General features: G+C 52.2%; 20 protein-coding genes. 4 read left to right on the top strand and 16 right to left on the bottom strand.

What is annotated here, in order from left to right; translation table 11 throughout:
• Positions 1–5: 5 nt before the first annotated feature.
• From ACO0LD_RS23320 to cdd, 4 genes are all read right to left on the bottom strand, one after another.
• The gene (locus ACO0LD_RS23320; protein WP_423010565.1) at positions 6–431 is read right to left on the bottom strand and encodes a hypothetical protein; all 426 of its coding nucleotides are present in this window, start codon (positions 429–431) and stop codon (positions 6–8) included.
• A 176-nt stretch (positions 432–607) separates the two neighbouring features.
• Positions 608–2,047 carry a two-component system sensor histidine kinase CreC gene (creC, locus tag ACO0LD_RS23315; RefSeq protein ID WP_423010564.1) on the bottom strand — a complete coding sequence of 480 codons (1,440 nt, stop codon included), beginning with the start codon at positions 2,045–2,047 and terminating at the stop codon, positions 608–610.
• A complete protein-coding gene (gene creB / locus ACO0LD_RS23310; protein WP_423010563.1) occupies positions 2,044–2,766 on the bottom strand; it encodes a two-component system response regulator CreB in 723 nt (240 codons plus the stop codon). Before creB ends, creC begins: the two co-directional genes overlap by 4 nt.
• Before the next feature lie 87 nt (positions 2,767–2,853).
• Positions 2,854–3,255, bottom strand: a complete 402-nt coding sequence (gene cdd, locus ACO0LD_RS23305) for a cytidine deaminase (protein ID WP_162039640.1) — start codon at positions 3,253–3,255, stop codon at positions 2,854–2,856.
• 42 nt (positions 3,256–3,297) lie between these two features.
• Between cdd and ACO0LD_RS23300 the strand changes: the two genes are divergently transcribed.
• Together ACO0LD_RS23300 and ACO0LD_RS23295 are read left to right on the top strand one after the other, a co-directional pair.
• The gene (locus ACO0LD_RS23300; protein ID WP_423010562.1) at positions 3,298–4,779 is read left to right on the top strand and encodes a diguanylate cyclase; all 1,482 of its coding nucleotides are present in this window, start codon (positions 3,298–3,300) and stop codon (positions 4,777–4,779) included.
• Positions 4,780–4,902: 123 nt separating this feature from the next.
• The gene (locus ACO0LD_RS23295) at positions 4,903–5,553 is read left to right on the top strand and encodes a DUF5610 domain-containing protein (RefSeq protein WP_423010561.1); all 651 of its coding nucleotides are present in this window, start codon (positions 4,903–4,905) and stop codon (positions 5,551–5,553) included.
• Between the two features lie 804 nt (positions 5,554–6,357).
• On the opposite strand, the gene ACO0LD_RS23290 is transcribed toward ACO0LD_RS23295, so the two are convergent.
• The 8 genes from ACO0LD_RS23290 to ACO0LD_RS23255 all read right to left on the bottom strand — a co-directional run bounded on the left by ACO0LD_RS23290 (position 6,358) and on the right by ACO0LD_RS23255 (position 15,332).
• Entirely contained in the window at positions 6,358–7,200 is an 843-nt protein-coding gene (locus ACO0LD_RS23290; protein WP_423010560.1) for a 2OG-Fe(II) oxygenase family protein, read from the bottom strand.
• Positions 7,201–7,212: 12 nt separating this feature from the next.
• Positions 7,213–8,211 carry a nucleoside hydrolase gene (locus tag ACO0LD_RS23285; RefSeq protein ID WP_423010559.1) on the bottom strand — a complete coding sequence of 333 codons (999 nt, stop codon included), beginning with the start codon at positions 8,209–8,211 and terminating at the stop codon, positions 7,213–7,215.
• Positions 8,212–8,486: 275 nt separating this feature from the next.
• Positions 8,487–9,458 carry an ABC transporter permease gene (locus tag ACO0LD_RS23280; protein WP_423010558.1) on the bottom strand — a complete coding sequence of 324 codons (972 nt, stop codon included), beginning with the start codon at positions 9,456–9,458 and terminating at the stop codon, positions 8,487–8,489.
• Entirely contained in the window at positions 9,455–10,537 is a 1,083-nt protein-coding gene (locus ACO0LD_RS23275) for an ABC transporter permease (RefSeq protein ID WP_423010557.1), read from the bottom strand. Before ACO0LD_RS23275 ends, ACO0LD_RS23280 begins: the two co-directional genes overlap by 4 nt.
• A gap of 106 nt (positions 10,538–10,643) precedes the next feature.
• On the bottom strand, positions 10,644–12,173 hold the full coding sequence (locus ACO0LD_RS23270) for an ABC transporter ATP-binding protein (protein WP_423010556.1): 1,530 nt from the start codon (positions 12,171–12,173) through the stop codon (positions 10,644–10,646).
• Between the two features lie 134 nt (positions 12,174–12,307).
• Entirely contained in the window at positions 12,308–13,312 is a 1,005-nt protein-coding gene (locus ACO0LD_RS23265) for a BMP family lipoprotein (RefSeq protein WP_423010555.1), read from the bottom strand.
• 264 nt (positions 13,313–13,576) lie between these two features.
• On the bottom strand, positions 13,577–14,506 hold the full coding sequence (gene rbsK / locus ACO0LD_RS23260; RefSeq protein ID WP_423010554.1) for a ribokinase: 930 nt from the start codon (positions 14,504–14,506) through the stop codon (positions 13,577–13,579).
• 448 nt (positions 14,507–14,954) lie between these two features.
• Entirely contained in the window at positions 14,955–15,332 is a 378-nt protein-coding gene (locus tag ACO0LD_RS23255) for a hypothetical protein (RefSeq protein WP_423010553.1), read from the bottom strand.
• A 204-nt stretch (positions 15,333–15,536) separates the two neighbouring features.
• Between ACO0LD_RS23255 and ACO0LD_RS23250 the strand changes: the two genes are divergently transcribed.
• Together ACO0LD_RS23250 and ACO0LD_RS23245 are read left to right on the top strand one after the other, a co-directional pair.
• Positions 15,537–16,229: an aspartate/glutamate racemase family protein gene (locus ACO0LD_RS23250; RefSeq protein ID WP_423010552.1), complete on the top strand. Its 693-nt coding sequence runs from the start codon at positions 15,537–15,539 to the stop codon at positions 16,227–16,229.
• A 104-nt stretch (positions 16,230–16,333) separates the two neighbouring features.
• Positions 16,334–16,561 (top strand): hypothetical protein, encoded by a 228-nt coding sequence (locus ACO0LD_RS23245; RefSeq protein WP_423010551.1) that lies wholly within the window; start codon positions 16,334–16,336, stop codon positions 16,559–16,561.
• Positions 16,562–16,663: 102 nt separating this feature from the next.
• On the opposite strand, the gene ACO0LD_RS23240 is transcribed toward ACO0LD_RS23245, so the two are convergent.
• The 4 genes from ACO0LD_RS23240 to ACO0LD_RS23225 form a co-directional block, all read right to left on the bottom strand.
• A complete protein-coding gene (locus ACO0LD_RS23240) occupies positions 16,664–17,917 on the bottom strand; it encodes a hypothetical protein (protein ID WP_423010550.1) in 1,254 nt (417 codons plus the stop codon).
• A gap of 56 nt (positions 17,918–17,973) precedes the next feature.
• Complete coding sequence (locus ACO0LD_RS23235; RefSeq protein WP_423010549.1) at positions 17,974–20,112, bottom strand: SMP-30/gluconolactonase/LRE family protein; 2,139 nt, start codon at positions 20,110–20,112, stop codon at positions 17,974–17,976.
• Positions 20,113–20,433: 321 nt separating this feature from the next.
• Positions 20,434–20,625 carry a Thivi_2564 family membrane protein gene (locus ACO0LD_RS23230; RefSeq protein WP_422952219.1) on the bottom strand — a complete coding sequence of 64 codons (192 nt, stop codon included), beginning with the start codon at positions 20,623–20,625 and terminating at the stop codon, positions 20,434–20,436.
• Between the two features lie 96 nt (positions 20,626–20,721).
• The gene (locus tag ACO0LD_RS23225) at positions 20,722–21,060 is read right to left on the bottom strand and encodes a collagen-like protein (protein WP_423010548.1); all 339 of its coding nucleotides are present in this window, start codon (positions 21,058–21,060) and stop codon (positions 20,722–20,724) included.
• Between the last annotated feature and the right edge of the window lie 142 nt (positions 21,061–21,202).

Raw genomic sequence — 21,202 nt, 5'->3', positions numbered from 1 at the left:
ATTGATTAGTGTGTTGTACGTAATATGTACCTGGGTACTTGTTCAAAGCCCCATTCTTTAGGGTCATGAAACGGACTTAATGGAATGTCCTCTTCTTGTTGTACGTGGATAATTATGTTTGGGGATCTTCTTAAGTTTGAAAGTGCTTCAAGTATTCCGTAGCCTTCAACAATTATAGGCTGAGCATTGTTGAGACGTTTATCTATCAAAGGTGATATTTTTGAAGTGTCTATGTTGATACCTTCAAAAGGAATAAGATAGAAATCGGTCTCTATTAATGATGCATTAAAGTACCAAGCTAAGAATCGACCAAATGTAGTTTTACCATGACCCAATTGTCCAGTAATAGCGATAATTATTGCAGGCCGGTTTACTAGAGTTGGTTTTAATTTTTCTATTAAGTCATCAAATTCAGGCGGGCGGATGGGCATTTTCTCTTATCCTCGTAGGTTGGGCTACGCCTTATCAGCCCAACACTCGGCGTTTAAATAACGTATACGTGTTTGCTGAGGCCCAGTGTTGGGCTGATGAAGCGTAGCCCAACCTACGGAGTGTGTAGGCCCCTCAAATTTTAGTCAATGCTAAACAGCATGAATCAAAACTAAAACTACACCCCCAAGCACAACATAGCCCGCACTCCACCGCTAGCCTCATTTACCACGCTAATACTCCCTCCATGCAACAGCGCCACTTCACGCACAAATGGCAAACCCAGACCTGTGCTTTTGGCTGCATCTGGCCGGGGCAGGGAATAGAAGCGGTCGAAGATTTTATCCAGGGCATAGTCGGGTATGCCCGGCCCCTGGTCGCTGATGCTGATTTGCAGGGATGGCGTATTGTCTGCCTTGTTGATCAGGCTGGATTGTATTTTTATCGTGCTGCCAACAGGGGCAAAGGCAATGGCATTGTCGAGCAAATTGCCCAGGGCCTGGCGTAACAGTAATTCATCGCCGCTGATGCTGATGATGGCGGCGCCCATGTCTTGCTGCAAGTGCAGGGATTTGGCTAATAATCTGGGTTGTGCATCTTCAGCCACCAGTGCCAGCAGGCGTGGGATGTTGACGATTTGCACGTGACTTAGGCTCTGCTGCTTTTCCAGCTTGACAAGGGCCAGCAATTTATCGATGAGCTGTCGCTGGCGGGAATTTTGTTCGAGGATATTATTCAAAAAATGCTGCCTGTCAGCGGCGGGCATGTCTTCGCGCATGAGTTCGGCTGAGCCTTGTATCGAAGCGATAGGGCTCTTCAATTCATGCGCCATGGTGTGCATGAGTTGTTCTACATATTGCTTGCCTTCGAGCTTGTCGCGCATGGCTTCGAGGGCGCGGCCCAGGCTGCCGATTTCATTATTGCCCAGTTCAGGCAAACTGGTTTTTTCGCCATTTTCTACGCTGGCGGCATAGGTTTGCAGTTTGCGCAAAGTGCGGTTCAGCCACCATGAAAAACCCAGGCCTATCAAGAGCGAACCCAGCCACAACCAGGCGCTGCGTTGCAGTATCTTGCGCTGGCTGCGCCAGATAAACGGGTTGATGGTGGAGATGGGTTTGGCCACCGTCAGCGAGCCTATGATGCGGCCATGATCGAGGATGGGGGCAGCCACATGCATGACACTGCTGCCTTCATCTGCGGCCTTGCTGCGGGTGCTGCGCGCACCGTATTTGCCCTGCAGGGTGCGGTTGACATCATTCCAGAGTGAATAGTCTTTGCCTACGTCCTTGCCATCGCTGTCAAAGATGACGATGCCTTTGATGTCGGTGATATAGATGCGGTAATCCAGGCTGGTCTTGCGTATGCCGCTGATGTTGGCATCGATGCTGCGTTGCGCATAGTTTTGCAGGCGCTTCATCAAGTCACTGTCGGCCACCTTGCCTGCTGCCACGTCTTCTGCCACCAGGGTGGCCAGCATTTGTGCAGTGTCGATGAGGGTGTCTTCCAGCGTGGCGCGCACACCGGGTTTGATTTCTTCGACCACTACATTCAGGATCAGCCAGGCGCTTAATCCCAGTATCAAAAAATAACCCAGCAGTATGCGCAGGCCTATCTTCATGCAGGTGACCAGCTATAACCCATGCCGCGGTGGGTGATGATGCCCTCGTCTGTGGCTTCGGCATCATCAGTTGCGCCTGTGCTGGTGAGTCTTGCCTGGCGCAGTTTGGCACGCAGGCATTTGACGTGGGCATCGACGGTGCGGTCCAGCGTATCGGGTGCGTTGGTCCAGACGATTTCCATGAGCTGTGCACGGGAAAATAAATGACCGGGGCTTTCCATCAGCGTTTTAAGCAACAGGTATTCATAACGCGTCAGGTTCAATGTCTGACCATGGGCGAGTATGCGCGCTTCTTGCGGCTTCAATTCAAAACGCGGCACGGTGGCATCTGCTGCAGTTTGCACCTTGCCTTGCTGACGCCGCAAAATCGCACGTATGCGGGCTACCACTTCACGTGGTGAAAAGGGTTTGCTGACATAATCGTCAGCGCCGATTTCAAGACCGACGATGCGGTCTATCTCATCATTGCGCGCCGTCAAGAACAGCACTGGCGTATCCGAGAACTGGCGCAACTGGCGGCAGACATCAAAGCCGCTGATATCGGGCAAGCCGATGTCGAGCACGATCAGGGCGGGTGGCGTGGCAGTTGTGCGCAAGAACTCCAGCGCTTCCTGGCCCAGGCTCAGGTGTTGCGGGATAAAGCCGTCTGTCTTCAGGGCATAGGCCAGGGTGTCGGCGATGCTGACTTCATCTTCGATGATCAGTATGGATTTGCTCATGCAGGAGATGATAGAGATGTTGAAGAGATGGATGTTGAAAATCCCGCACAGCGATGTTGTTGGGATGCTGTGCGGGACGGTGGAAGCTTATTCCGGCTTCAGGTAAAACGCGTCCGGCAATTGATCGCCCGCCGTGGTGGTCTTGACATCACCTTTGAGGTTGGTCAACAGCACAGGCAATTCTGGCCCACCCAGTTCTATGATGACCTGGCGGCAAGCGCCGCAAGGAGCGATCGGGCCTTCGGTATCGCCAGTCACCGCGATGGCAGCAAAATCGCCAGGACGATAGCCGGCAGCAATGGCAGAAAACAGGGCGGTGCGCTCAGCACAGTTGCACAAACCATAAGAGGCATTTTCGACATTACAGCCGTGGAAAGTCTTGCCATCTTTGGTCAAAACGGCAGCGCCGACCTTGAATTTGGAGTAAGGCGCATAAGCGGATTCACGGGCTGTATTGGCAGCTTGCAATAGTTCACTTTTGTTAAACATGTTCGTCTTTCGTTGGTATAGGCGACATTGTATTATCAAAACATGTCAAATATGGTGAATCAGCTTAAATCCTCCGCTTCCGGCCTGGTCGGGCAGGGTGGGCAAACTCACTCTGGCGTCAGGCAAAAATTGCAAGAAATAGCCTGGTTGATCTTCGCTGCCGGCCTTTACTATCTGGCAGCGCGCACCGGCATGCAATTGTTTGCCTTAAAGCCCAGCAATATCACCTTGTTGTGGCTGGCCTCAGGCGTAGGCATGGTGATGTGCATGCGGCATGGTTTGCTGGCTTTTCCTTTCATACTGATCGCCAGTTTTTGCGCAAATTATCCCGGCATGCTCGAAGCCCACAGGCTTTCCCCCAAGCTGTACACCCTGATTTCTGCCACGGCTGATGCCATGACCGGCGTCGTTGCCATGTTGATGATGCGTCTGTCTTTGCCTGAGGGCTTGCGCAAATCCACCGATCTGTTGCATTTCGGCATCAAAGTCTGTTTGATACCAACCATGCTCAGCAGCCTCATCATCAGCCTGAATATGGCAGTGGGTGGTTACATCCATTGGGATGAGGCTGGCAATTTTTTCCGTATGCTGGTGCTGGCGGATAGCTTGGGTATCTTGCTGATTTATCCACTCTATCAGGCATGGCGTGACGACCATGAATGGCGCAGTAGTGAATTGCAAAGGTTGGTGCTGACCAGCCTGGGTATAGGTGTATTGCTGTACCTGGCGTTTCGCGGTCACCCTGGCTTTATCTACTTTGTGTTGCCCGTGCTTTTGCTGCTGGCTTTTTATATCAGCCTTAACCTGATGACACTGGCGGTGGCTGCCAGCATGGTTGCCATCATTGCGATTACCGGCCAACAGCTTGGCCCTTTCCAGAGCGCCAATCTGGTCGAGGCGAATTTCATGCTGGTCTGTTTTGTCTGCACCACCACGTTCACCATCATGGCGGTGGCCCTGCATAATCGCCAATTGCTGACCATAGAAGCCGCAAGGCAGGAATGGCAAAAAGCTGCCGAGGTTGATGAACTGACCAAACTGGTTAACCGCGCCACCTTTTTACCCATGCTGGCAGACGAACATCAGCGTGCCAAGCGACTGCATCGCACCTATGCCCTGGCCTTGCTGGATATTGATCATTTCAAGACAGTCAATGATGTCTATGGCCACCAGGCCGGTGATGAAGTGCTGGCTCACTTTGCCAGCCTGATGCAATCGAATACCCGCGGCATAGACAAGGCGGCGCGCCTGGGCGGCGATGAGTTTGCAGTCCTGTTCCCTGAATCAAATGCCATGGACGCAGCCGCAGCCATGGAAAGGCTGCGCTTGCGCCTGGAAAACAATCCGGTGACAGTGGCAGGCGTGAATATTTACGTCACCAGCAGCATAGGCATTACCGAATACCAGGGCGGCGATGTTACTCCTGACATGGTACGCACGCGAGCTGATCAATTATTGTATTCAGCCAAGCATGCGGGCAGGAACCGCATCATGTTTGATGCCGTGACAGATGAGGCCGCCTGAGTAGTTCATTGAGCTTCCCGATGGCAATAATGATCTATTTTTGCCATTGCAATTTCTCTATTCATACACCATAACTAAAGTACAGGATCAAAAGTCCCCCACTATTTACTATGGAGCAATACTATGAGTATCGGCATATCCAGGCAAGATCTGTACGTCCGCACTTACCAGACTGCGCAAACCAAGCCACCCAAAGTGGGCGACAATGCGGCAGAAGATACCGGCTCGGCCAATACAAACAGCACTGACAGTGCCAACGTCAGTCTGGAAGGCAGCAAGAGCGACACTGTCGTCTACACCGACCCACGTCTGAACAAAACGGCGGCACCTGACCTGCAAGCACTGCTGGAAGAATCCAATCGCAAGGCGCAAGATATCATCAACCTCATCAAGCCTCTGGTTGAGCAACAGGGGCTGGAATTATCCAAGGTCGTCAGCGGCCAGCAAAAAATTACCGCCAGCCCTGAAGCCATTAAAGCAGCACAGGCAGCGATTGCAGATGGTGGTGAATTCAGCGTGCAAAAAACCGCCGAACGCATACTCAGTTTTGCCAAGGCTGCGATTGGTGATGACCCTGCCAAATTGGATAAAATTACTGCGGCAGTAGAAAAAGGCTTTAAAGAAGCTGCAGATATCCTGGGTGGCAGTTTGCCGGATATCAGCAAACAAACCCTGGAAACCATACGTACAGAATTTGCACGCTGGAAATCTGAAGGCATACCTTCCGGTGACACAGTGAGTTTGGCAAAACCTACAGCGCAGAAAGCGGCCTGAGCTGAACCCAGATAAGGGAAGCTGTAGTATTTGGTAGGGTGCGCCGTGCGCACCACCTTAGCTTACTGATGTTTTTTACAAGCGGTGCGCACCGCCGTATTCGTATCATGCGTTCGTTCAGGCAGGATGCGGTGCGCATGGCGCACCCTGCAAAAAACCTGCAGCGCGGAGCATCTCAAATGCAGTGCAGCCTCTGATCACGCATACAAAAATTAAACGCAAACTCTCAAACCCGTCATGCCGGACTTGATCCGGCATCCAGCGGCGTTGCTCGCGTACTGACGCAGGCTATGCTTAGGCAGTGCGCAAATTCATTGCTTTGCTGTGTGCACGGTAAAGCAAACGGTTCGGCTTAACGACACTGGATGCCAGATCGAGTCTGGCATGACGGTTGGGAGGCTGATTGCTGACGGTGGATATTGCCGTGCGTTAGGCAGCAGATAAAAAGAGGCCCGTGAACACGTCTACAAAAATTAAACGCAAACTCTCAAACCCGTCATGCGGGACTTGATCCGGCATCCGGCGGCGTTGTTGGCATGCTGATGCAGGCTATTCTTGGGCGGTGTGTAAATTCATTGCTTTGCTGTGTGCACGGTAAAGCAAGCTGCACGGTTTAACGACACTGGATGCCAGATCGAGTCTGGCATGACGGTTGGGAGGCTGATTGCTGGCGGTGGATAATGCCGTGCGTTGGGCAGCGCGTCTAAGAATCTCAGGGACATGTGCAACATAAAAAAGCCCGTAACAGTTTCCTGTTACAGGCTTTTCAATGGCAGAACCTCGCAAAACCGAACTACAAAAAACTTACTTCTTTACACCCAGTTCACGCAAACGTTCTTGCAGATAACTGCCAGAAGTATGGCGTTCAGACAGCACCACATCTGCACGCGGATGCAGGAACAGGGGCAGCGAGATGCGTGATTTTTTCGCTTCTTCACCGGTAGGGTTCAGCACACGGTGGATAGTCGATGGATAGTAACCTGCAGAGGCTTCATCCAGCATGTCGCCGATATTCACGATCAGCATACCGAAATCACAAGGCACGTTATGCCATGCATCGTCCTTGCCTTGTACCTGCAAACCGGCCTGGGTTGCAGCAGGCAGCAAGGTCAGCAGGTTGATGTCACCATGGGCTGCGGCGCGCACTGCATCCGGCTCTTCATCGCCACGCAGTGGTGGATAGTGCAGAACGCGCAGCAGGGTCAAGTCGCTGTCGGTGATCATGTCTGACAGGGGCATGGAGTACCTGGCCTTGACGTCCGCAGGTGAGTGATCTTCTACCCATTGCAACAACTCTGCGGCCAGCTTGGCACCATCGTCGTAATACTTGCGCGCCGCATCCGACACTTCAGACGGATAACGGCCGGTAGGGTAGATATGATAAAACTCTTTCAGGTCACGCTTGGTCTGGCCCTTGGCAGTCTCGGAAATTTTTGGCGAAAAATAACCATCCATTTTCTCGGCATCAAAGTCATACTTGTTTTTCGCATCGGTCTGGAAAAACTCATACCATTCCTTGTAGATGGTTTCCAGTGTGCTTTGCGACAAGGGGTGATTGGTCAAGACACCAAAGCCGGTACGGTGCAGGCTTTCAGTGAATTTTTTCGCAGCATCGGGTGCGCGATAATCAACTGGTTCGATAAACATGATGGTCTCCTTTTATTGAGCCAGAGGTGCCTGCAACCAGTTTGACGCCAGGGTTGCATCGATCAATTGTTTACATGCTTCTGCATCAACCTTCATGCAGACGCGGGTTTCTGGTTTGCTGGCTTCCCAACCTGCCTGTGGATATGGAATAGGCAGTTTTGCCATCATGGTCTGGCCATTGCCTATGCCTTCTTTGGCAACGCGTACACGGCCAGAGCTGGTCTCGAAAATCTGCGGCGCCACCAGCCAGACAAAAGCCAGTACATCATGGCCATAGCAGGCATGACCCAGGTCAGGGCGTATGCTTTGGTAGAAGTTGGCGTAGAAGTTGACTGCGTGCGACAGGGTATCCATCGCCACGTGTTTATGCTGTTCTGCCAGGCGTGCAAAGAAAGTCGAAGGCAGGACCACGCGATGCGTCACATCCAGACCCACCATGGTCAAATCCCAGCCTGCGGTAAAGACCAGGTCCGCTGCGTCTGGGTCATTCCAGACATTGGCTTCTGCCACTGGTGACACATTGCCTGGTTCATCGACCGTACCAGCCATCAGCACAACCTGCTTCAGCAGTTTTGGCAGTTGTGGTTCCATTTTCAGGGCCAGGCCCAGGTTACCCAATGGGCCAACCGCGACCAGGGTGATTTCACCCGGATGCTGGCGTGCCATCTTGACGATGAATTCCGCTGCGCTTTCTACTTCTGCCTTGCCACCAACTTCAATACGGCTGTTCAGGTTACCCAAACCATCAGCACCGTGGATGAAGTCAGGCGGCGTACCGGCAGCCTTGGCAAAAGGCACAGGCACACCCTGGGCGACAGGGATATTGCGGCCAGCAATGCGCGTCAGGTACAAGGCATTGATGGTTGCCTGTTCAACATAGACGTTACCGAAGGTCGTGGTAATGCCGACCATCTCGATATCAGGATGCGCCAGCGCAAAGTACAAGGCCATTGCATCATCGACGCCTGGATCCGTATCAAAGATGACTTTATGTTTTGCTGTTGTTGACATGTGGATGCTCTCCAAAATTACACCGGCTGGCCATTGGGCAGAACCCAGTCGCGATGTGAATTGTTGCAGTTGACCCGGTTCAAGGAGGTCGAAATTATGTTTTTTAAGACCGGAAATCTCACCACAGAGACACAGAGGGGCACAGAGGAGCACAGAGAAAAGCGAGTTAAGGATAAAGCTCATCAGCCCAACTCAACCTACTTCATCCTCTGATGTTCTCTTGCTTTTCTCTGTGTCTCTGTGCCTCTGTGGTGAGAGGTCTTATGTTTTTCAAATTAACGTGACTTCACAAACGGCTGACCAATCGCTTTCGGGGCGACGGACTTTGCCATCAAGCCTGCCAGTACGATCACGGTCACGACGTAAGGTATCATTTGTATCAAAGAGCCCGGTACCTTGCCTATGCCAGGGAAGGTCACGCCTTCTATCTGGACTTGCAGGGCAGCGAAGAAACCGAACATCAAACAGCCCAGGGCTGTGTGCAGCGGACGCCAGTTACCGAACACCAGGGCCGTCAAAGCCAGGTAACCATTACCAGCAGACATATCACGCAGGAAGAAGCCGCTTTGTACGATGGACAAATAGGCACCAGAAAATGAGCACAGCACGCCAGCGCACAGCATGGCCATGAAGCGGGTGCGTTCTACATTAATGCCGGCGGCATCTGCCGCATGCGGGTTCTCGCCAACGGCACGCAGGCGCAGGCCAAAGCGGGTGTGGTACAAGACCCAGTGAACAACAGGGATCAGGGCAAAGGCCAGGTAGACCAGTGCACTGTGACCGCCGATGAGCTTGGTATAAAACCAGCCTATGAAAGGGATACCAGCGACAGCGGCTGAACCTGGCAGCACGATATCAAACAGGCGTGCCTCGCCCAGGTCAGGCGTGCGGCCACCTTGCTGGAAGAAATACTGCGCGATGACAAAGGTCAAGCCGCTGAGGGCGATATTGAGGGCAATACCGGCGACGAGTTGATTACCTTTTTGCGTGATGCTGACAAAGCCCTGCAACAGGGCGATGACGACAGAGATGCCGACGCCTGCCATGATGCCCAGCCAGGGGTTCTTGGTCACAAAAGCCACGGCGGCAGAGACAAAGGCGGCGGCCAGCATCTTGCCTTCCAGCGCCAGGTCAACTACGCCGCTGCGTTCTGCAAACAGGCCAGCCATGGCAGCAAACATCAATACCGGCGCATTGCGTATGGTCGATACCAGGATGCTGGAAAATTGAAAATCATCAAACATCATTTTTCCTTACGCTTGAGCAGGGCAGACAGGGCAGGGGCATACAGGTTTTCCATGGCACCGCAAAACAGGATGATCAAACCCTGGATAAAGATAAAGGTCTCTGGCGGGATATTGGCTTTTTCCAGCGACAGATCAAAACCGCCCTGTATCAGCGCGCCAAACAGAATGGAAGACAGCAAGATACCCACCGGATGCTGACGCCCCATCAGGGCAATCGCGATACCGATAAAACCGGCACCAGCAGGGAAGTTCAGGTTCAGGTAATGGGTAGAACCCATGACAGAATTGACTGCAGCCAGGCCAGCCAGTGCACCGGATATCATCATCGTCACGATAATGGTTTTGCTGATGGAGATACCCGCATAATGCGCCGCATGCTGGTTCAAGCCAGTGGCACGCAACTGGTAACCCCAGGTCGTGCGCCAGACGACGACACCATAAATCACCAGCGCCACCAGTGCCAGCACAAAGCTGATGTTCAAAGGTGTTTCGCCCAGCACAGGCAAGATGCCATTCAGCTTGGGCAACCAGGACGCATCGGCAAACACGCGGCTGGCAGTATTTTGCTGGCCTGCGGGGATGAGGAAACTGACGATCACATAATTCATCAAACTGGCAGCGATGAAGTTGAACATGATGGTGGTCACCACCACATGGCTGCCGCGTTTGGCTTGCAGGTAACCCGGCAAGAATGCCCAGGCCGCACCAAATACCGCCGCACCCAGCATCGCCAAAGGTATCAGCAACCAGGCAGGCAGGGATGAGTCCAGCCACAGCAAGACCAGGGTCAGGCCCAGGCCACCGACATACATCTGGCCCTCGCTACCGATATTGAACAAACCGGCTTGCATGGCTACCGACACGGACAAGCCAGTGAAGATAAAGGTGGCGGCATAAAACAGGGTGTAACCCAGGCCTTCAGGGTTCAGCACTGCGGCGTTGATCAAAATGCCCAGGGATTCTATCGGGCTTTCGCCCAGCAGATAAATCACACCCGCCGCGACCAGTAAGGCGGAGAACAGGTTTAACAGCGGCAGGGCAAATGCGGTGGCCCAGCGTGGGAGGTCGGCTTGATTCATCTTGGTTTGGTCGCTTGTCTGTATTCGCTTGTTCTTGCACTATTCTAGTTACGGCTCAATCGGGCGGCATTAAATGTCAATGCGTTTCAATGCATGTCTATGCGCATCAATGAGTATGTATGCCACCCATGAGGCAACCTATCTCGGTCGCATCAAATTCTTCTGCCTTCAATTCACCCGTGATGGCACCGCCAGAGATGACCAGGATACGGTCAGCCAGGGCGCGTACTTCTTCCAGTTCTACCGATACCAGCAAAATAGCGATACCAGCATCACGCATCGCCAGCAGGCGGGTATGCAGGCTTTCTATCGTGCCTATATCAACACCACGGGTAGGCTGGCCTACCAGCATCAGTTTTGGATTGGCGGCAATCTCGCGCGCCATCACCACTTTTTGCTGGTTACCGCCGGACAGCAGGGCAATACGTAAATGCGGGTCCGCCGGGCGCACGTCAAACTTGGCCAGCAAGTCTGTGCAATTCTTCAAAATGCTTTTGTAGTCGAGCAAACCAAAGGACTTGCCCAGTTTTTTCTGGTAACCCAGAAAGCTGTTCATCATCACCGAAAAATTCTTGATGACAGCATCACGCAAGCGGTCTTCCGGCACATGGGCTATGCCCAGGTCGCGGAAAGTGGCTGGCAAACCATCGGCATCCTTGCGGCCAGCAAAGGGTAAGTCCTTGCCCTGCATTTGCAGCTTGCCACTGGTGGGCAGGCGCATGCCGCTTAAAATTTCCAGCAATTCACTCTGGCCATTACCAGAGACACCGGCAATCGCGACGATTTCACCAGCGCGTATATTGAAACTGACATTCTTCAACAGGCTGACTTTTTGCGAGTTCACCAGGTTCAGGTCCTTGACCTCCAGCACCATCTCGCCCGGCGCATAGGCAGCACGTGGCAAGTGGGTGACGATGGGGCGGCCCACCATCATCTCGGCCAACTGGGTGGTCGTGGTATCTGCCGTAGCGACAGAACCTATGACAGTGCCAGCACGCATGACCGTGACCTGGTCGGTGATTTCCAGAATCTCTTGCAGCTTGTGGGTGATCAGGATGATCGTCTTGCCCTGTTCCTTGAACAGGCGCAGCACTTCAAACAGCGAAGCGGCTTCTTGCACCGTCAAAACGGCAGTCGGTTCATCCAGGATCAGGATATTGGCGCTGCGGTAAATCTGCTTGAGGATTTCCACCCTTTGCTGCACGCCTACAGACAAATCCTGTATCGTCGCCAGCGGGTCCACATCGAGGGAATAGCGTTTGCAAATTTCGCGCAGCTTGGCTTCGACTTCATGGCGTTTGGGTTTCAGGCGAAAGCCGCCTTCCGTGCCCAGCATGACATTGTCGAGTACCGTCATGTTCTCGACCAGCATGAAATGCTGGTGCACCATGCCTATGCCCAGGTTGATCGCTTCCTGGCTATTGCGGATATGCTGTTCTGCGCCATTGATGAGCAACTTGCCGCTGTCGGCGCGGTAATAGCCATACAGTATGCTCATCAGCGTGGACTTGCCTGCGCCGTTTTCACCAATCACGCCATGGATGGAGCCTGGCGCAATGGAAAAGCTCACATCACGGTTGGCCTGTACTGCGCCAAAACGTTTGGAGATCTGTTGAAATTCGACTGCTGGCTGCATACTTTAGCGTTTCTTTAAAATACGATGTGCGACAGATTAGGCTCTAAACATCAATCAGGGCGCAAAGTATCTGATTAAGACACTGCGCCCTTCATACATTATTACTACTTATTATTACTACCTGGTGCTTATGATCAGACCGGGCACTTATTGCCTTCACGGAAATCAACAACCTTGACCTTGCCGTTGATGATGTCTTGCTTGGCTGCGTTGACACGTTTTTCCATGTCAGCGCTGACGACAGCGCGGTTATCCTTGTCCAGCGCCCAGTCTACGCCGCCTTCTTTCAGGCCCTTGTATTGAGTACCGTTTTTCCAGTTACCGTTTTTCAATTGCATGAAGCTGTCGTAGATAGCCTGGTCAACACGCTTGACCATGGATGTCAGCATGCTGCCTGGGTGCATGTAATTCTGGTTGGAATCCACACCTATGCCCAACTTGCCTTTTTCCTTGACGGCTTGCAAAGTGCCCATGCCGCTACCACCGGCTGCTGCAAAAATTACATCGACGCCGCGTTCAAACTGGGCGCGTGCCAGTTCGCCACCTTTGGCCGGGTCATTCCAGGCTGCGGTGGTGGTGCCAACCATGTTTTGTACGACATCAATCTTGGGCTCAGTCGCTTTTGCACCCTGTGCATAGCCGCAGGCAAAGTTGCGTATCAGCGGGATGTCCATGCCACCGACAAAGCCTACCTTCTTGGATTTGCTGGCAATCGCTGCTGCCACGCCCACCAGGTAAGAACCTTCCTGTTCCTTGAACAAGACTGAGCTGACGTTGTCGCCCGTGGCAATACCGTCGATGAGAACGAACTTGGTTTTTGGGAATTCTTTGGCGATATTTTGTACCGCAGTCGCCTGGCCAAAGCCGATGGCAGCGATCAGGTCTACATTTTTGCGCGCCAGGTTGCGCAAGACTTGTTCAGTCTGGGTGTCGCTGGCGACTTGCACTTCCAGGAAATTAAGTTTGGTTTCTTTCTTGAAACGCTCTGCGCCTTCGGATGCTGACTGGTTGAAGGACTTGTCAAACTTGCCGCCTGCATCATAAATCACTGCAAATTTAAGGTCGGCAGCATAAGCACTGGCCGCACCGCCGACAGCCATCAGGGTCGCCAGGGACAGGCAGATTTGCTTGAGTTTCATGAAATTTCCTTCATCAGATGTCGTTGTGCTGTGTGCTCAAAAAGAGCGTGCAGCGCCCAAATTAAAAACCATGTTTTTCGCTGCCACAGCCTGAACTACATAAAAGCAGAGTCAGTCTTGAAAGCCTGTGCAAGCCTAACATGGTGCAGACATTTCGTTTCAGCCACGCGGGCGAAATTTTATCAAAAACAGTGTTGGTGCTGGTGGCAGGGCATGATTTTCTGCCTTTGCCCAATTTTGGTGCTGCTTTCGAAAGCTGTTTTCTTAAGCAGCCTTCCTGACCGCCATGAAGTCCAGCACTTGCTGGCGTTGCGGTATGGATGTTTGCGCACCCAGCTTGGTGACCGTCAGTGCTGCCGTATATTGTGCTTCACGGCTGGCATCAATCACGCTCAGGCCATTTGCCAGACCAACCGCAAATGCACCGACAAAGGTGTCGCCAGCAGCGGTGGTGTCCACCACGTCAACCTTGACAGCCGGGATAAACTGGCTACCCGTGCTCTCAGTAATCAGGGCGCCATGCTCACCCATGGTCAGCAAGACGGTGCCGGTACCACGTTGCAAGATTTGTTCCGATGCGGCTTTGGCGCTGGCCTGGTCAATAACAGTCACGCCACTCAGTTGCGAGGCTTCAGTTTCATTCAAAATCAGGTAATCAACCTGGGCCAGCAAGGCATCTGTCAGGTTTTGTGCCGGGGCCGGGTTTAAAATCACTTTGACACCCTGGGCGCGGGCGATTTCTATCGCGCGGGTGACAGTGGCAAGTGGAGTTTCAAGTTGGCAAACCAGTAATTGTGCGCCAGCGATGGCGGCGGTAGCAGCTTCTACCTGCGCTGCCGTGAGCGTGGCATTGGCACCAGCGGCCAGCACGATGCTGTTATTGCCATTGTCATCCACCAGAATACCGGCTACGCCAGTTGCCACACCTGCTACGCGGGCCAGGTGCGTGAGCTCCATACCTTCCGCAGCCAGGCAGGCGTGAGAAAAACTGCCAAAACCGTCATCGCCTACCGCACCTATGAAGCTGACCTGCGCACCCTGGCGGGCAGCGGCGACGGCCTGATTGGCCCCTTTGCCACCCGGAATCTGACAAAATTCATGGCCATGCAGGGTCTCGCCCACAGCCGGCATGCGCGGCGTGCGAAAAACCAGATCCATATTGACGCTGCCGACTACAGTAATGCGTGGCTTCATGATGCTTATTCTCGGTAAAAAGTTGTCGCGCAATCGTTTGCGCAATCGATTTCGTATTTAACTATGGAGCCTGTTGAACGTCAAGTGCAATCTGATTTTTTGGTCAAAAATTGTGCAAAATCGCGGCAGACTGGCAACCATATTTTGATTCTTCTTTTTTGTCTCTTTGATCGGTATTTGGAGAGCGATGGATTGCTGCATCGCACCAGACAAATTGCGGCAATAAAATTGCTACAATAGCCACAAATAAACCCATAAATATACTAAAGCGCGCTGATTGTGGGGCTGTCGCGGGTGGATGTCAAATTTGGCGAGCAGCGGAGGCAAGGGCTGGGCCGAGGTGCAAATCTGAGCTTGTGCTCAAGTCCGATCTCAAAACCAAAAAAACTTTCACTTGCTAAATAAATCGATTCAGCCAAGTGATGCGTCAGCAATTGCAATAAGTGGTTCACTTTTGCTCAAGTGCTTCCAATCTGGCTTGTATTTCCTTTACCCGTTCTGGATAGCGATCTGCGTCTATGCGGCCAAGAATTCGTTTTAGTTGCATTGCATCGTAGTTGGCAAAATTGAGCGCCGATAATTTCTCTCGTTCTACTTTTGCTTTTTTTCGTGGTGAAGTCAAAGTCCCATCAATGTGATATTCGTCTGTCTCGGCGTAAAGTTTCTTTACCGCGAATATGAAAATAACAATTCCGACCACCACGAAGCCCAGGGCTTCCCATTGACGCCATGAGTAGGGCTCTGCATGCAGAAATAGGTATATACCCAAGCATGTCATCAGTGGGCCCAATAGCCACCCAGGCAATTTTTCCCAAGGTAAAAACATGTAGGGATCTTTCTTAACGTTCTTGATGATGGTATTGAGTATAACAAATGCAAATTAAGCATTGATAGATAAATCCTGGAAGCCAGTTTGCTAATCTGCGCAGAAGCACTAAAAACAATCAAGGTTTTCATTGGCCCACCTTGTACTTTCTCCCATAAACCTTATTTAATCCTCCTACCTATATCAAAACTGGAGACCCCAACCATGACAGCTCACATAGGCATAGTCGGCTGTTCCGCAGCCGGGGCAGCGCTTTGTTATCGCACCATCTGTGAAGAGGGTGCAGCCTCGATGGGACCGCATGCCCATCCTGAGGTCAGTATGCATACGCCTTCGCTGGCCTTGTATGTTGATTGCCTTGAGCGTGACGACCGGCAAGGTGTGGCTGATCTGATGCTGGCTTCGGCACACAAGCTGGCCGGGGCAGGGGTGGATTTTTTGATTTGCCCTGACAACACCATCCACCTCGCCTTCGACCTGGTGCAGGCTGCTTCACCTTTGCCCTGGTTGCACATCGCCGAAGAAGTCGCGGCCATAGCCGTACAGCGCGGCTACCGCCGTGTGGGTATTACTGGCACTGACTGGCTCATGGGCAGTGAAGTTTATCCAGCCGTCTTGCGTAACAAGGGCCTGGATTTTGCCTTGCCGAACGCAGAAGACCGGGCGCGCCTGAACAGCATCATCATGGATGAACTGGTGTGTGGCATCATCAAGCCGGAGAGCGTGCGCGAATTTCTCGCCATCATAGACAGGCTCAAAGACGATGGCTGCGATGCGGTGATACTGGGCTGCACAGAGCTGCCCTTGATAGCCAGTGACGATAATTCCAGCCTGCCCACACTGGACTCCACCCGCTTGCTGGCACGGGCAGCCTTGCGAAGAGCAACTGCTGTATGAATGGGATTCGGGGTGATGTTTGCTCAGCCTGCAAGGCAAGGTCTTCACTGTCGTTTGCCCGGCACTGTTAAAATCGCGTTTTCACGACTTGCATCGACAATTCCATGAGCAGCGATACAGACAACAAATTCTTCTCCTTATGCCGTGCTGCCTACAAGCGGCAAGGTATGCGCATACTTTGTGCTGCTGGCCTGATCGCTGCCGTGGCGTCTTATCGCAGCAAACAGTTTGATGTGGATATCATGCTCAAGCTGTTGCTGGTGAGCGTGGGATTTTTTCTGGTTGCAGTGCTGATTGAATGGCAGCACGAAAAATTCTCTGGCAAAAAATAGTTTGCCGTAATAATTCCTGGCAATGGCTCTCAGTAATATTCCACATTGATCATTCTCAATAGCAGTCTGCAGTACTAGCCCGCGGCACGTGAACTGACATACTCAGGTCGGTACAGGGCGGCGCAAGCCTGGTTCTGCCAAGGCTACCAGGCGGCTGGAACGGGTGTCGTCACCCATCAGCAATCCACAATTGTCTTCTTTTTTGATTGACGCTGGTTTTGCTGCCGCAATTTGCGGCGATTCTGGAGTGGCACCTGCCTCCTTGCCGGGATTCGCATCCGATAATTTATCTCGCAAGATGTGGATGGGGGATGCTGGTTTGCTTTCCCCTTCCTGCGATGTGCCTGGTCTGCTTTCTTTCGTTGCTGGAGAATCTGGTGGCCTGCCTTTTACGGCTTTGGGGTTGGTGGTAATGAAGATATCTTCTACTTTGCCCGTATTTGGTGCTATGCCAGTGATTTTATATTGCTGCTTGTGAGCTTCTTCATTGACATAGGCTTCAGATTTGACCTTGGTGTAGCCTTGTTTTTGGGCGAGCGCTATTAATCCTCCTTCTACGCTTTCTGCACCTTTGTGCTCCATTGCTCTTGGAGGTGATTTTTTATATGTGGAGTACGTCACTGTTGAAGTCGACTCTACTCCCGAGGTTTTTATATTTTGGTTCGCTTCGCCGCTGGCTTCATTGATCGCGTTTTCCATGCGCGCATTGCCAGCCTTGATTTCCTTGTAACCAGGCAGGTGAGTTTTTTTTGCGAATTTGTCGGCGTCAGACAGGTCCAGTGTTCCTTTCTGGTTGAGCTCATTTGGCAAGCTCACATGCGCGCCCAGTTTGTTGAGAACATCCGTGGCATTGTGACCTGCGATTGTCGCTTTGGTCTTTACTTCGTAGTCGAGAATAACACCTCGTGGTGTCAAAGTCGGTTCTACGCTGGTCTTGGTTTCTGCGCCAGTCTCATACTTGCTGCCTTTACCCAGGATTTTGCCAGCACCTATTTCAGCCTTGTTGATACGTGCCTGCCCATGCTCATCCACAGTTGCATCTACACCGGCATTGAGAATGCCGCGACTGAAAGTGACGTCAGTGGTGCGCTTATCGGTTTCGCCATCTTTTTGGTATTCGACATTGCCTACCTTTACCTTTTGATTTCCCGCAGTATCACCCTTTACACTGGCACCCGCTGCTTTTATTTCAGCTGATGTCACACCTGTTTCACGGTTCCTGCTGATTGTTCCAGGGCCTGCCTGCACGGTCAGGTGCTCTTTGTCGACGGTGGCTTTGACGCCCTTATAGCTTGCCTCTGCTGATTTTTCTTTGATGTCAACCGTGACTTTACCGTCTTTGATGTTGTCAGTCATATCTGCAATCTGTATCTGGTTTCATTTGTTAATCTATAGAATGTCGCGAATGGAAATCAGGGATTCCCAGGCAATGCCATCATCAGCACATTGTCGCCACTGATCACGGCGAAATTGTTTTTGCCCGTCGTGGTGATGCCCATGGGGCGATAGAGGCGACCTGGCAAACTGCCAGTCTGTATGCGCCGGTAGCCATCTATGCCTGCGATGGTGGTCATCTTGCCTTTGGGGCTGATCTTGCGTATGACGTCGTTGTCGTAGTCGCTCACCAGCAGATTGCCCGCATGGTCGATGGTGATACCCCAGGACACGCCATAGATATCCTGGGTGCTATGAGGCCCAATAATTCCGGCACTGACTTTATTGCCGGCAATCGTAGTAAGTTTGCCGCCTGGTGTGATTTTTCTGATTGATGTGCGGTCAGTGACGTAAAGATTTTCAGTTGGATCAATAGTTAATGCTATTGGATCAACCAGGTGTCCGGTTTTTTTGTCACCATCGCGCGGCTTATTGCTGCCAGAGGGTTTGCCCATCAGCGTAGTGACCAGGCCAGTTGGGTTGATCTTGCGTATCTGATTATTGCCATTGTCAGCGACATAGAGATTATCGTGCTTGTCTATCGCCAAACCGATGGGGTTGTTGAAGCGGGTTGTAGCTCCAGCGCCATCGACACTGCCAGATTCGCCTGCCTTGCCGGCAAAAGTCGTCACTACTCCTGCCGTATCGATTTTGCGTATGTTATGGTTTTTTTGGTCACTGACGTAGAGATTACCCTTGCTGTCGAGCGCCAATGCAGACGGCATATTGAATCGCGCTTCGACGCCATTGCCGTCGCTACTTCCCCCCTGGTTAATCATGCCTGCGATGGTGCTAACCACTCCTGTGCTGCTGATCTTGCGTATGGTATGGCGGTAATCTGTCAGATACAGATTACCATTGTGGTCTGCAGTAATACCTGAGGGGCTTGAGAATCTTGCCTCAAGTGCGGGGCCATCCTGGCTAACTGTCGGGTAGATCGGCCCTGACAGGGATACAACTATGCCACCGTCTTTGACCGTGAGTATGTTGCCATCTCGCTGGCAAATGAAGATATCACCATCTGGGGAAAATATCAGTCCGCTGGGTTCGCTGAAGAGTTCGTTCTTCTTGTTCTTGACAAAAGTAACGACATCTCCGGATGAAGTAATGCGACGGATCTTGCCACTGCTACGGTCAGCAACATAGACATTCCCATCAGCATCGGCAACCATGCCGTCAATTTCACCATATTCTATTTCCTGATCATTCTTGTTTTTATCAAATTTTTCAGGTCCTACTGACAAGGTGGATACATGGCCATCTGGCGTGATGCGGCGTATGACCATGGTACCTGCATCGTTGACGATCAGATTGCCTGCCGGGTCAAATGCCAGTGCCTTGGGTCTGCGGAACCGGGCTTGCCTGGCTATGCCTTCGGCATCTCCTTCCTTGCCTGATGCGCCAGCCCAGGTGCTGACCATGCCATCGGGAGTGATCTTGCGTATGCTGTGGTTTTCAAAATCGGCCACATACAGATTGCCCGCAGCATCGATCTTTACATCGGTGGGGGTATTGAAGCGTGCTTTTGCTGCCGGGCCATCGGCGGTGCCGGGTGCGCCAGCCTTGCCCGCGACGGTGCTGACCATGCCATCCAGGCTGATCTTGCGTATGCTGTGATTGCCTGAATCGGCGACATATAAATTGCCTGCCTTGTCAAAGGCCATGCCGCTGGGCAAACGAAAGCGCGCCTGTGCTATGGCGCCATCTGTGCTGCCAGGCTGTTCTGCCTTGCCTGCCAGGGTGCTGACTGCGCCATCTGCTGCTACCTGGCGTATCGTGTGATTGCCCGGATCTGTCACGAATAACTTGCCCTTGCTATCTATCGCCGTGCCTATGAAGGCATCAAATTTCAAGAAATTGGTATTGAACCTGGCCACGGATGCTGGCCCGTCTGCAATGCCAGAAGGCGCGTCGCCAGAACCAGCCAGCAGGCGCAATGTGCCCTGAGTTTCTGCTTGCACAGAGACTTGCCATGTCAGGCTGACGAAGGCCAGAGCCAGGGGCAGGCAAGACCAGCTTGCTCTGCGTGAAATCGAGGCGAAATATCCCTGCATAATGACCCTGTAAAAATGGCGATGGTGTGCGAAAAAATAGACATGACCCAGCGAGCTGGGCATGACAACAGCCTCCCAATGCCAGGTCTGAACCGATGACTGTATCAAGGAAGGTGTAGAAAGTGGATTATTTTACAATGCGCATGCCAGCGAAAAGCCGTGACGCATAATAGGGCAGGGTATTTATTGTTACTGCATGTTACGGCATGTTGCTGGTGTGCAAGCTGATTGCACGCCAGCAAAAAATCATTCAGGACTTACGCAGAATTGTCACAGCACGGTGTAGCGGCGAAGACCGTACTTTAGTATGCAGCTCCAGGAGCGGAGCTGCGACGTAGCGGGGGCGATTTTGCGTAAGCCCTGCTATTTATTTCCTATTGATATCTACCAGCGTAACTGCGGCATATGGATGCCAGGCACGATACCAAAGGCAGACAACACGATGATGATCAGCAAGACGATGAACAGCACGCGCACAACCTGTGCTACTGGAGCAGGCAAGGGCAGGAAGCCAACCAGCCACCAGATCAGACCGAACACAACTAGGTAGATAATAAGATTGACGAGCTGAACCATGATTTACCTTTTAAAAGATAGCGATGAGATGGCAAGCATGTGTGCATCAGACTCGCAAAACCAGCGAAAGTGACTCACACATGCTTGCCTGCGGAATTACTTCTGTGGCAAGACGACGATAGTATCACCTGGTTTGCCAGGTTCGCCTGTTTTACCTTTTTGACCGTCATAGCCTGGCGCACCTTTTTCACCCGTTGCGCCTTGCATGCCATCAGCACCTGCCGGGCCAGTGGCACCTACAGAAGCAGGTGTGCCAGTTGCACCAGCGGCACCAGTGGCACCGGTAGCGCCAGTAGCGCCGGGTGTACCAGCAGGACCTGGTACAGCGACCGGGACTGGAACTGCGACCGGCACAGCAACTTGCGCTGGTTGACGGTCACAGGCGCTCGTTGCCAATACGCCAGCGAGTGTCAAAATCAGGATGGAAAATTTCATGGGATTACCCTTAGGTGATTAAAAATTTGATTAAAAATCGAAACTTCTTTGTTTCAGGAGCGATGCTGACACCCACCTGCATGCAGGCAGCGCCAGCACAGATATCGCAATGCAGGCAAAGCATGCGCGCAAAAAAGCTGCG

This window comes from Undibacterium sp. Ji83W (genome assembly GCF_049340385.1).
Classification (GTDB): domain Bacteria; phylum Pseudomonadota; class Gammaproteobacteria; order Burkholderiales; family Burkholderiaceae_D; genus Undibacterium.
The sequence above is the reverse complement of the archived record's forward strand: the minus strand, read 5'-3'. Positions and strand labels throughout refer to the sequence as shown.

Excerpts from the sequence above, each read along its gene's own strand:
- ACO0LD_RS23320 (WP_423010565.1), bottom strand. The coding sequence starts at position 431 with ATGCCCATCCGCCCGCCTGAATTTGATGACTTAATAGAAAAATTAAAA.
- creC (WP_423010564.1), bottom strand. The coding sequence starts at position 2,047 with ATGAAGATAGGCCTGCGCATACTGCTGGGTTATTTTTTGATACTGGGA.
- creB (WP_423010563.1), bottom strand. The coding sequence starts at position 2,766 with ATGAGCAAATCCATACTGATCATCGAAGATGAAGTCAGCATCGCCGAC.
- cdd (WP_162039640.1), bottom strand. The coding sequence starts at position 3,255 with ATGTTTAACAAAAGTGAACTATTGCAAGCTGCCAATACAGCCCGTGAA.
- ACO0LD_RS23300 (WP_423010562.1), top strand. The coding sequence starts at position 3,298 with ATGTCAAATATGGTGAATCAGCTTAAATCCTCCGCTTCCGGCCTGGTC.
- ACO0LD_RS23295 (WP_423010561.1), top strand. The coding sequence starts at position 4,903 with ATGAGTATCGGCATATCCAGGCAAGATCTGTACGTCCGCACTTACCAG.
- ACO0LD_RS23290 (WP_423010560.1), bottom strand. The coding sequence starts at position 7,200 with ATGTTTATCGAACCAGTTGATTATCGCGCACCCGATGCTGCGAAAAAA.
- ACO0LD_RS23285 (WP_423010559.1), bottom strand. The coding sequence starts at position 8,211 with ATGTCAACAACAGCAAAACATAAAGTCATCTTTGATACGGATCCAGGC.
- ACO0LD_RS23280 (WP_423010558.1), bottom strand. The coding sequence starts at position 9,458 with ATGATGTTTGATGATTTTCAATTTTCCAGCATCCTGGTATCGACCATA.
- ACO0LD_RS23275 (WP_423010557.1), bottom strand. The coding sequence starts at position 10,537 with ATGAATCAAGCCGACCTCCCACGCTGGGCCACCGCATTTGCCCTGCCG.
- ACO0LD_RS23270 (WP_423010556.1), bottom strand. The coding sequence starts at position 12,173 with ATGCAGCCAGCAGTCGAATTTCAACAGATCTCCAAACGTTTTGGCGCA.
- ACO0LD_RS23265 (WP_423010555.1), bottom strand. The coding sequence starts at position 13,312 with ATGAAACTCAAGCAAATCTGCCTGTCCCTGGCGACCCTGATGGCTGTC.
- rbsK (WP_423010554.1), bottom strand. The coding sequence starts at position 14,506 with ATGAAGCCACGCATTACTGTAGTCGGCAGCGTCAATATGGATCTGGTT.
- ACO0LD_RS23255 (WP_423010553.1), bottom strand. The coding sequence starts at position 15,332 with ATGTTTTTACCTTGGGAAAAATTGCCTGGGTGGCTATTGGGCCCACTG.
- ACO0LD_RS23250 (WP_423010552.1), top strand. The coding sequence starts at position 15,537 with ATGACAGCTCACATAGGCATAGTCGGCTGTTCCGCAGCCGGGGCAGCG.
- ACO0LD_RS23245 (WP_423010551.1), top strand. The coding sequence starts at position 16,334 with ATGAGCAGCGATACAGACAACAAATTCTTCTCCTTATGCCGTGCTGCC.
- ACO0LD_RS23240 (WP_423010550.1), bottom strand. The coding sequence starts at position 17,917 with ATGACTGACAACATCAAAGACGGTAAAGTCACGGTTGACATCAAAGAA.
- ACO0LD_RS23235 (WP_423010549.1), bottom strand. The coding sequence starts at position 20,112 with ATGCCCAGCTCGCTGGGTCATGTCTATTTTTTCGCACACCATCGCCAT.
- ACO0LD_RS23230 (WP_422952219.1), bottom strand. The coding sequence starts at position 20,625 with ATGGTTCAGCTCGTCAATCTTATTATCTACCTAGTTGTGTTCGGTCTG.
- ACO0LD_RS23225 (WP_423010548.1), bottom strand. The coding sequence starts at position 21,060 with ATGAAATTTTCCATCCTGATTTTGACACTCGCTGGCGTATTGGCAACG.